Here is a 10,998-nt window from a genome sequence, read left to right as displayed (position 1 = left end):
TCCCGGCCTGGTGTCCGACGGCGGGATCACGGCCGCCGCGGTGATGAAGGCAGGCTCGCAGCGGCTTCAATGCCCATCCGATATTTCGGAGCTACGGATCTCTACGGATGGAATGTATCCGATCTATGGTCTTGACGTCACGGAGTGCCCCACAAATACTGAGCTTCGCCTCGCGATGGATACAAGTACCGGACCTCAGCGCCTCGGGAAACTACAGCCCCACCCCTCGACCTTCGAGGGCAGCACCAGGCTCCTCACGTTCAACGCGCCCAAGAATCTGAGCAATTGCCAGTTCTTCGCAACGGGAAGGTGCACATAAATGCTTGCTAAGTTGGCCGCGCGCTCCAGAAGGCGGGCCGTACTCGGGAGTTTGTCCGCGGCCGCCCTGGTCCTGACCGCTGCGGCGTGCGGAGGGAGCGGCGACGACAAGGCCGTCGGCGGCACCGTCCACCTGGAGTTCTGGGGCTGGGCCCCCGGCTACGACAAGTCGGCCGAGCTGTTCAACGCCACCCACAAGAGCATCAAGGTCACCTTCAAGAAGCTGCCGTCCGGTGGCCAGGGCGGCTACGACAAGATGCTCTCGGCGGTGAAGGCGGGCAACGCCCCCTGCCTGGCACAGATCGGCTTCGAGTCCATACCCACGTTCCTGCTGGAGGGCGCCCTGGAGGACGTCTCCCAGGAGGCCGGTGCCACGAAGGACAAGTTCGTTCCGTGGACGTGGAACCAGGTCACCGTCGCGGGCAGGACCTACGGCATCCCGGTCGACACGGGCCCGATGGCCATGTACTACCGCAAGGACGTCTTCAAGAAGTACGGCATCGCGGTGCCGACGACCTGGGACGAGTACGCCAAGGCGGCCGAGAAGCTGCACAAGGCCGACCCCGAGGCCCACATCGTGAACCTGCGGGCGATCACCCTGTCCGGCCTGGCCTGGCAGAAGGGCGCCAAGTGGTTCGGCACCGAGGGCGACGCGTGGCACGTCGGCGTCGACGACGACCAGTCCGGGCAACTCGCCGACTACTGGCAGCAGTTGGTGGAGAAGAAGCTGGTGGCCACGGACCAGGGCTACAGCCCCGCATGGTGGAGCGGCCTGCAGTCCGGCAAGGTGGCCACGGCCATCGGCGCGGTCTGGCTGAACCCGCTGATCGCCCAGAACGCACCCAAGGCCAAGGGCAAGTTCGCCGTCGCCCCGATGCCGCAGTGGACCGCCGGGGAGAAGAAGTTCGGCAACGACGGCGGCGGCAGTACGGCCGTGCTCAAGGGCTGTCAGCACAAGGACGAGGCAGTGGAGTTCGCCACCTGGATGAGCACCGACCCCGACAGCCTCAAGAACCTGATCACGAAGACCGGCATCTACCCGGCCGCCACCGCCGGACTCGAGCTGCCCGAAGTGAACAAGGGCGTGGACTACTACGGCGGCCAGAACATCTACAAGGTGTTCGGCGAAGCCGCCCAGCACACGGACACGAACTGGCAGTGGGGTCCCACGCAGTCGCAGTTCGGTGTCGACCTGGACGAGGCGACCGCCAACGCCTACGCCGGTTCCGGCACGCTGTTCGACGCGTTCAGCAACGTACAGAAGAAGACGCTCTCGGCGATCAAGTCCAAGGGCGTGAAGGTCAGATGACCCGCGATGCGGACTCCCCGACACTGCCGGCCGCGGACCGGCCGGCGCCGTCGGGCGATCACGGCCCGGGCCGGGAGCGGCGGCCGTCGCGCAGCCGCTCCGGCAGCAGGCTCGCCGCCCGGCGCAACCGCTCCGCCGCCGTGCTGCTCGCCCCGTTCGGCGTCCTGTTCCTGGCCGTGTTCGTCATCCCGATCGGCTACGCCGTCCATCAGAGCCTCTTCCGGGTGGAGCGCTCCGGGCTCGGCTTCGGGGCACCACGCACCGTCTTCGCCGGCCTGGACAACTACACACGGGTGCTCACCGACAGCACGTTCCTGAAGGGCGTGGGCAGGGTCCTGCTCTTCGGCCTCGTCCAGGTGCCGGTGATGCTGGGTCTCGCCCTGCTCCTCGCCCTGCTCCTCGACTCCCGAGTGGCACGGTTCAAGCGCTTCTTCCGCGTGGCGTACTTCCTGCCGTTCGCGATCCCCGGTGTGATCGCGGCGGTGCTGTGGGCCTTCCTCTACATGCCCGGCATCAGTCCGTTGAACGACATCGGCAGGAGCATCGGCGCGGACGTCGACTTCCTCTCCCACGACGTGATCCTCTTCTCGATCGGCAACATCGTCACCTGGTCCTGGACCGGCTACAACATGCTGATCATCTACACCTCGCTGCAGTCCGTCCCCAAGGAGTTGTACGAGGCCGCCGAGCTGGACGGATGCTCCGGATTCCGGATCGCCTGGCACATCAAGGTGCCGCTGGTGCGCCCGGCCCTCACCCTGACCGGCGTCTTCTCCATCATCGGCACGCTGCAACTGTTCGGCGAACCGATGGTGCTGCGCCCCATGACCGCCGCGATCAGCAGCAACTACACCCCGGTGATGCTCTCCTACCAGGCTGCCTTCGGCCTCAACGACTACAACTTCGCCGCGGCTGTCGCGGTGGTCCTGGCCCTTGCCACATTCGTCCTGTCCTACGGCTTCCTGCGCCTGAGCACACAAGGATCGCGATGAGCACGCAGCCCACAGCCCGACACCGCAGGTCCGACCCGGGGCGGGCGGCGCCGCCCGCCCGCCGTCGCGGCACTTCGGCCGCCCGGCTGAGCACCACCGTGCTGCTGTTCGCGATCGCGGGCTACTTCCTGCTGCCGATCTGGTGGCTGATCGTCTCGGCGACGAAATCCAACGGCGACCTGTTCGGCAGCAACGGTTTCTGGTTCGGCTCGCACTTCCACCTCGCCGACAACCTCACGAAGGTCTTCCGGCACAGCGACGGCATCTTCGGCCGCTGGCTCCTCAACAGCCTTCTGTACTGCGGGGCCGGGGCCCTGGTGGCCACACTGTTCGCCGCGATGGCCGGATACGCCCTGGCCAAATATCCCTTCAAAGGCCGGGAGGGTGTCTTCGCCGTGATCCTCGGCGCGGTGCTCATCCCCCCGCCGCTGCTCGCCCTCCCGCTGTATCTGCTCGCCTCGTCGACCGGCCTCGTCAACACGTACTGGTCGGTGCTGATCCCGAGCGCCGTCACCCCCTTCGGGGTCTACCTCGCCCGCGTCTACGCCGAAGCCTCCGTGCCCGACGAACTCACCGACGCCGCCCGGGTCGACGGCGCGGGAGAACTCCGGATCTTCTTCACCATCGCCCTGCGGCTGATGTCGCCCGCGCTGGTCACCATCTGCCTGTTCCAGTTCGTGGGGATCTGGAACAACTTCTTCCTGCCACTGATGATGCTCGCCGACGACTCACGCTGGCCGCTCACCCTGGGTCTCTACTTCTGGAACAGCCAGCTTCGGGACCAGCCCTGGTACGACATCGTCGTCACGGGCTCCCTGGTATCGGTGGTCCCCCTCTGCATCGCCTTCCTCGCCCTCCAACGGTTCTGGCGCTCGGGGCTGTCCGCGGGAAGCCTCAAGAGCTGACGCTCGGACAGTTCCGTGCTGATCAGCTGTGACGAGTGCTGCGGGCTTCTCTCAGCAGGTGAGGGCAGTGGCCCACCCGATGACCGCGGGCTGCAGCCAGTGCCGACCATGCCTCTCTTGTGCCGACTACGAATCCTCGTCACACGGTGACTGTGACCAGGATCGGTGGTTGGCACTACGGGATCTTCGTGACCTGCACTGATGCCAACCAGGTTCTGGGACTGCAAGTACAGAATCAGAGAGATGGTTGGCACTTTGGTACACCGCAGGTCAGTGGAGGTTCTGCCGGAACTTCAGGCCCGAGGCAACTTCTCTGCTGGTGATCCGTACGGTGACGCATCCAGATCAAAACGTCGCAGACCCAGAGCACGCTGAAGGTCGCGGAGACGGGTCCAGCTTGCCGTAGGCCCATCAGCTCGCCACGGTCGAGGGAAAACAGCGCCCTGACATCTCGCGCTCCACGGCGGGTCCACGGGCAGCGGCAGAAGAACCGAGCTGCTCGGGCGGTCAGCAACCGGGCCGGTCGATGGTGTGGGCGCCAGTATCGACGACCCCGGCATCCAGTCGTCGACTCGACGACCGGCAGGGGCACTGTTCGCTGGCCCTTCGCGGCTTCGCCGCGCTAGACCAGGGTTTGGGCGGTCCCCATTCGGACCAACAACAGTGCCCAGCGTCGTCGGGCGATTCGGTGCCGGGCACAGCCGAGGTCCGCTTCACCGACATCGAGCACTTGGAGTTCGATTTCTGGCTCACCGATGTCTGGAAGTCCGGGGCAGGCTGCTGTGACTGAGCGCTTCAGTTGGCCAGTGAGCGTTCGATCTGGCCAGTTGAGCGCCGCCATTTCCCATGGTCAGCGGGTCGTGATGCTAGAGAGCTGCACTCCTCGGAGTGCGGCCTTGGGTATCGCGCCCGCAGGCAATGGTGTGCGGGCGGAGCCCCCTGCCCTGATCCTGCCACTCAGGCCCCGTTCGCCCCGACTCGGGACCGGGTGGCCGGGGACAGCTCGCGGGTTCGAGGAAGGCAGCCTGGGCGCTCCGGACGTGGTAGCCGGGCCGGTCTCTCGAGTTTGCGCAGCTAGTGAGCCTGGAGTCGCACGGCATCTGCCGGTGCGTCAAAAGGAGTCCAGTAAAACCACTTTGGACGATGGTCAGCGAACCGGTAGGGTGCGGCCGACGCCGTTGATTGCGGCGGTCAAACGCCTGCGCGCGCGGACCGAGGTCTGCAACCGCACGACTTGGGCTCCTCTCCGCCTGCGACGGCCTCGCCGCCACACACGTAGAGCACTCGAACTGCCGCTGACCGACGTGACAACGCTACGAAACCCTGAACGGACTGAGGTTCTTCAGAGGCGGAGTAGGTGCGTGGCAGCCCGGATGGCGCCGCGTGACGCGCGGCCAACGCCGGCGTACTACACGCCGGCCATCCAAGAAGGCGCCCCATGAGCAGCAGTTCCAAGCCGGACCGTGGCGAGACCCGTGAGATCCAGGTCATCCCGGTCAGCGGATTCCGAAACGACAACGGTGAGTTCGAGCACCGTGTCCCGCCGGTCAGCCAGACGACCAAGGCCCAGACCCAGCTCGGCAAGCTCGGCGGAGTTCTCCTTAGCCCCAGCCACATCGAGCGTCTCGCCCACCTGGCCACCGACCCCCAGGAGCTCGAGCTCAGCCGGGCTGAGCGGCACCGGACGCCGTTCGGCTGGCTGACGACGCTGAACTTCCGCGCGTACGCGCCGATGATCTCCCCTGCGGTGGAGAACGACCGGTTGCTCGCGGACGCGAGCTACGCCGCCGACCCCAAGGCGCCCCGCGGCCGACTCGCGCTGTCGATGCCGGCCCCGCACGACCGGTACGCGACGCTGGTCCACGGCGACGCGTTCGAGGCCGTGATGGAGGCCGTGGACCGGGCCGCGATCGCCGTGCAGAAGGACAACCCGCAGGACGTAGGGGAGCGCATCGTTGAGCGCTCGCTGACGCTGGTGCCGGCGACCTTCACCGGGTCCCCCGACTCGGTCGGCGAGGACTACACGGCCGTGGACGGCAACTGTCGGCTGATCTCCTGCCTGGTGCTCCTGCCGGTCGAGCGCGGATGGCTGACCGGCGACGCCCGCGACCACACCCGGATCCGGCTGCTGCCCTCGTACCTCATGCGACTGCCGCTCGTTGCCCGCCGTGAGCTCGTCCGCAAGATCGCCAAGGTGGCCCACAAGCGACTGGCGCAGCCGCCGAAGGGTACCGAGGCGGACCAGCGGGAGCGGAACGAAGCGGCGATCGCGCTCAACGCGCTCACCGTGCCGGTCCAGGTGATCGTCGGCTACGAGGACGACGACCCGCAGCGCGGGATGGAGCGCTTCCCCGCCGCTGTCCGCAGCGTGCTGGTGCGCATGAACGTGTCCGCCAAGAAGTTCTCCGCCGGCTCCCAGCACGCCGTCGTCGCCGAGGAGATGGCGACGGCCCTCTACGACGAGGGCCTGCTGGATGGCAGGCAGCCCGACAAGGACCTGGCGACGGCGCGGCGGGACGTTCTGATCGGCCGCGAGCAGGTGCCCGAGGGGATGCGCCTGCTTGGCCTGGACGACCTGCCCGACCTTCGCTTCGCCCAGATCGTCCAGGAGCTCACCCGCAAGGGGCACGCCTTCAACCGCCTCGTGCGCTCCCAGCTCGGTAAGACTGGTCTCTACCTCAGCCACCGCAACGGGCCGGTGGTGGAACTGGGACTGCGTTCGTACTCGGCGAGCGTCGAGACGCCGAAGCACCTGGACTCGATCCGCAAGGCGCTGGACACCGGCTGCCTGTGGCAGGACCTGGTCGACACCGAGTGGACGGTGGAGAACGCCGCCACGGACCACGCCATCGACGGCCTCCGGGACCGCGCCCACGCCAACGACACCCAGGCCGCCCTCGTGCTCGGCGTGCTCGGCATGGTCGCCTTGGTGGTCACCGGTCACCTGCGGGCCGCCGCCGGCTCGGCCGAGGAGACGGTCGGCACCACCATCGCCCGTACCAGCGTCGGGCAGATCATCAAGGGCCTCCTGGAGACCGGGCCGGGCCGCGAGCTCTTGGCCGACGCCGTGAAGCGGTCTCGGGCCCGCCGGCCGCTGCGCTGGTGGGACAGCGAGTCCAAGTCCCTGGTCGAGCAGCCGTCGGACTGGGCGACCTCCACCTTCAACGCCTACCTGCGCCAGGCGGTCCGGCACGGCTTCACCTCCGAGGCGGAGCGCAACAACCCCGCCGCCAAGGAGGCCGCGAGCCTCACCCGGTTCCAGGAGGCGGTGTTCACCGCGAAGGACCGGCTGATGGACCTCATCGAGATGCGCGACGAGAACGGCACTGACGACAAGATCGCCTGGCTCGAGGTGGAGTCGACGTTCGGGATCCTCGCGGGCATCACCGCTCGCCTCGGCAAGATCGCCGAGTCGGAGCCCCTGTCGGACAGCTGGTGAGCGCCCTGGTGTGGCAGGGCGTCGCCACGATGACGCCCGAGCGCTACGCCGTGCTGGCCAGCCTGGTAGGCCCCTGGCTGGAGGAGTACCGGGACTCTCCGATCTGGATCGGGGAGGACAGCGGGAACGAGCGTCGTGCCATCTACATCCCGGTGAACGGAGAGGGCGTGGCCTGCTACTGCGGACGGACCCGACCCGAGCGGGCGCTCTGCGGGGGCGCCGCTTCGGTTCGTATCCGTCAGCACATGGCGGAGTCCAGGTCCAAGCGGGAGGAGTGGTCGGCTTACTGGGTGCTGCCGCTCCGCGCCGATACCCCGGCTGTCGTGGTTGGTGAGTTGGAACGTACGGTGGCCGCTCGCCTCGGCGTTCCCCTCGTCAATCGCCGCTGGCGTCGCCACTGACGATCCGTCCCGGGGGTGGGACAACCGCCCCCGGGACGCGACGTTTGGACGCTGATTCGCACATACCCTCGCGCGGCCGCACGGTCGTGTGACGGAGGAGTGGAGCTACACACGTGGTGAGTACGTCCCCGGATGACGGACACGATGGGATGATCTTGTATCCGATCACGTTCAAGGGGGGGTGGGACGTACGCGCGGCATCCTGAGCCGGTGAGCTGGTGCTGCCCCGGCCCTACTGGAAGCCCGGATTCGACGGCCCCGTGAAGTTCAGCCGGGACGGCACCCTGCTCGCCGACCGGGAGGCGAAGAACGTGGTCTCCGTCCGCGACGTCGCCACCCTGAGGGAGGTCACCTCGATGAGGGCAGCCGAGCCCCCGTCCCTGCTCGTGCCCGAACCGTCCATTCTGGGACTGGCCCTGCCTGCAGGGGATGCCTGGAAATGGGGCTTCGCCCGCTTCTTCGACACCGAAGGAAAGATTCTCACCATCTCGGGAAAGGTGGTGCAGCGCTGGGAGCCGCGCACCGGCCAGGAACTCGCGGAGTTCAACGTTGAGCCCCTGATGCCCGACGGCAAGCCGGACGTCATGATCGCCCCCGGTCCGGCGCCGAACGAGGTAGCCGTCATCGTCCTGGGCAACCCCGTCGTACGCATCGTCGACATCACCACCGGCAAGATCACGTAGAGCATCGGGACCACCGAGGACGTCCTCGCGATCCAGTTCGACCGCAGCGGCCGCCACTTCGCGCTGATGCGCCGCGGATCGATCATCGAACTCTGGCAACGCGACCCACCTCCCCGCAGGCCCGCCGTGCGCCGCGCAAGTGAAGCTCACGAGCAGGTATGGCCAGTCCAGTCCCTTCGTTCCTCTACCGGCGCCATCACCGTGTATACCCGTTCCGCCGATACCCTGTCCGGCCAACGCTCAACTCGCCAAGTGAAGCACTCAGTCACACCCGGTGTGACTGGGCGCTCCAGGTGGCGGGTGAGCGGTCGAGATGGCGAAGTGCTGAGAGGTCTGGTCGTCGCGTCGCTGAGCTATACCCGGCAACAGGTGCGCCACTCCTGGGGCGGCTCTCGGTGGCGACCTTGTCATTACGCGCCCGGCCAGTGCTATGGGAGGCTGGCGTCGTGGATTCGAGGAGATATCTGGGGCAGGCCGGCATGGAAGCAGCTGTCCTCCCCTCCCGGGCGGCCTACCTCATTGCGGGCGGCAGCGTGGCCGGGTTCCGTGCGGCCGTGACGCAGGCCAGCAGCCGGTGGGGTGGCATGACCGAGCCCATCGTCGAAGCCCAGGCGTCGGGCCTGTCCACGCTGCACGAGCAGACCGTCCGCATCGCCAAGGTCGAGGCGCTCGTCAACATCGACGCCGCCCCGTTGGCCGCCGAGGAGATCGCGGAGGGCCTCGGGCTGCCTATCGTCGACCTTGCGGGCATACGGAAGAGCAACGTGGCATCCACCTGCTCCCTGGCCGAGGTCGTGCAATTCGACCCGGCTTACCCTCCGATCGCAGCGAGCCCGACCGGAGCGCTCTGGCAGCTGGCGGCGGCCGGCTGCGTAAAGCAGCGCAACATTGTCGAACCTGTGAGGGTGAGCAGGCAGGAGGACGAGTTCGGCCGGTACCAGCTGAATGAGGACACTCGGATCCATAGCACGGTCGCGCAGTTCGGCGAGTACCCGAGCACCCCCGCGAGGCGCATTCCGACGGTCCTGTGGGTCGTAGAGGGCGAGGGCTTCACCGACAGCATCGACTTCTGGAATACCAGGGCGCTGAGACCGGTCGACATGATCGAGATGCCGATGCTGCTGCTGCCGGGCGCCGACACGGTCAAGTACTGGCTCGACTTCCCCGAGCAGGTAGCCCGTCTCCTCAAGTCTCGCCCCGACGAGTTCGCCGTCGACGTGGCGCTCGTCAGCCGCTCGGCGTCGCCCGAGCAGCTGCTGGAGCTCGCCTCTGTGCTAGGTCTGGAGCCCACCGAGGAGGAGCCGCGGGACGGGACTCACAGGCCCGCGTTCCCGGCCCGGACCGCCCCGTTCACCTTCCGGACGGACCTGGACCCCACGGCGTGGGTGACCTTCGAACGCCACTACGGCGTGCCGACGTCGTTCGACGTCCAGGTCTTCGCCGACGGGCCGAGCACCTTGCGCTTCATTCAGCCCGTCGGGTTCAACGGGTATGCCGGGGCCCTGGTGAGGTTCTGGGGCGAGCCCCTGCTCGGCTTGCCGGCCCGCCCGTCCATCGCCGAGCTGGTTCACCCCGATGCCCAGTGGCGGGACGGCAAGCTGCAGCTCGCGTTCCAGCCGATGCCCCACCAGCTCGCCGTTCAGATGACGTTCCCCCTGCTGCCGCAGGCCACGGAACGGCTTCTGGACGATGTCGCAACCGGACACCAGCTGTCCTCTGCGGGACGGCTGGGAACGGCCCTGGCCGAACGCGCCGACAGCTCTGCGCTTCTCGAGCCCGGTGTCTACGAGGCAGCCGTCGCCCTGACCACGCCGCGGTCCAAGGAGCTGTTGAAGCGGCTGAAGGAGCTTCGCGCGGACGGCCACCCGGACGCCGCGCTCGCCGAACTGGCCGCCACGTGGGGTGGCCGGTCCGAGCGTCGCTATCTGCCCGCCGACAAGCTGCCGAACGCCAGGGCGGAAGACCGGGCGGCGGCGCTGGAACAGCTGTGCGTGCTCGGCTGGGCCGAGCGTGGACTGGAGAGCATCTGCCCCTCCTGCACCAGCCGGTCCTTTGTTCCGCTCGGCCAGACCAGCAGTTCCCCGCAGTGCCCCGGGTGCGGCGCCGTTTCCACCTACCAGTCCGGCGGCGCGCCGACTGCCGTGCACTACCGGCTCGACAGCTTCACCGACCGGGCCAGCGACAACGGCCTGTTGCCGCATCTGCTGGTCATCGCCGAGCTCTGCCGGCGCAAGCCCCGTTCGCATTTCCTCCCCGGCACCGACGTCACCTTCGAAGGCGGCACCCAGGAAGAGGTGGATATCTTCGGTATCTGGGACGGGAAGGTCCTCTCCGGGGAAGTGAAGACCTCAGCCTCGGAGTTCAACGAGGCCCAACTCCGGCGCGACGTCGCACTGAGCCAGCGGCTCGGAGCGGATGTGCACCTGCTCGCCTCGATCACCCCAGTTGACGAGACCGTCAGGAATACCGCGCGGGAGCTGTGCAACGCGGCCGGGCTGGAACTGGAGGTCCTGGACCAAGCCGATCTTCGCCCAGCCGCAAACAAGCCCGTCCCTGCGACAGCGGCCAACGGCCTCGGCTGGCTGCGTACCGCAACGGCTGACCTGACCTCGCTGATCGAGAAGGGCAAGCCCGTCAGCCACGGCCAGGTGGCGCGGATCCTGAAGACCGCGTCCGGCGGAGCCGCCCCGGTGCCCGGGCATATCGCGGCTCTCTCCTGGGCGCTGACCGAGCACGGAGATCATGCCGCAGACCTGCTACTCCGAGCTCTTGGGGTGCTCGATGCCGCGATCCACAAGCACGGCGCGGCCGGCCCGGAGGCCTAGAGGCAGCTACTGGTCTCCGAGCTGTCGCTCAATCGCCAACTGAAGCGCTCAGTCACGCCCTCGGACCGTTACTGGTCCGGGGGCTCGGTCGCGTATCGGTCTGCCCCGTTGGCCAGTTGATGCTTG

7 protein-coding genes are annotated in these 10,998 nt (G+C 67.7%); all 7 read left to right on the top strand.

The genetic code is table 11. The features are described 5' to 3' along the window. The first annotated feature begins 319 nt into the window (after positions 1 to 319). The 7 genes from OG842_RS36495 (at position 320) to OG842_RS36465 (ending at position 10,872) form a co-directional block, all read left to right on the top strand. On the top strand, positions 320 to 1,627 hold the full coding sequence (locus OG842_RS36495; protein ID WP_266734721.1) for an ABC transporter substrate-binding protein: 1,308 nt from the start codon (positions 320 to 322) through the stop codon (positions 1,625 to 1,627). Continuing rightward, positions 1,624 to 2,619 (top strand): carbohydrate ABC transporter permease, encoded by a 996-nt coding sequence (locus tag OG842_RS36490; RefSeq protein ID WP_266734722.1) that lies wholly within the window; start codon positions 1,624 to 1,626, stop codon positions 2,617 to 2,619. Before OG842_RS36495 ends, OG842_RS36490 begins: the two co-directional genes overlap by 4 nt. Then, positions 2,616 to 3,524, top strand: a complete 909-nt coding sequence (locus OG842_RS36485; RefSeq protein ID WP_266734724.1) for a carbohydrate ABC transporter permease — start codon at positions 2,616 to 2,618, stop codon at positions 3,522 to 3,524. The genes OG842_RS36490 and OG842_RS36485 overlap by 4 nt, the downstream gene beginning before the upstream one ends. A 1,438-nt stretch (positions 3,525 to 4,962) precedes the next feature. Then, positions 4,963 to 6,963: a hypothetical protein gene (locus tag OG842_RS36480; protein WP_266734725.1), complete on the top strand. Its 2,001-nt coding sequence runs from the start codon at positions 4,963 to 4,965 to the stop codon at positions 6,961 to 6,963. Further along, positions 6,960 to 7,364, top strand: a complete 405-nt coding sequence (locus OG842_RS36475) for a hypothetical protein (RefSeq protein WP_176156439.1) — start codon at positions 6,960 to 6,962, stop codon at positions 7,362 to 7,364. Before OG842_RS36480 ends, OG842_RS36475 begins: the two co-directional genes overlap by 4 nt. 218 nt (positions 7,365 to 7,582) lie before the next feature. Beyond that, positions 7,583 to 8,047 (top strand): hypothetical protein, encoded by a 465-nt coding sequence (locus OG842_RS36470; protein WP_266734726.1) that lies wholly within the window; start codon positions 7,583 to 7,585, stop codon positions 8,045 to 8,047. 293 nt (positions 8,048 to 8,340) lie between these two features. Beyond that, the gene (locus OG842_RS36465; RefSeq protein WP_328512607.1) at positions 8,341 to 10,872 is read left to right on the top strand and encodes a hypothetical protein; all 2,532 of its coding nucleotides are present in this window, start codon (positions 8,341 to 8,343) and stop codon (positions 10,870 to 10,872) included. Positions 10,873 to 10,998 lie beyond the last annotated feature (126 nt).

Source organism: Streptomyces sp. NBC_00376 (assembly GCF_036077095.1).
Classification (GTDB): domain Bacteria; phylum Actinomycetota; class Actinomycetes; order Streptomycetales; family Streptomycetaceae; genus Streptomyces.
The sequence above is the reverse complement of the archived record's forward strand: the minus strand, read 5'-3'. Positions and strand labels throughout refer to the sequence as shown.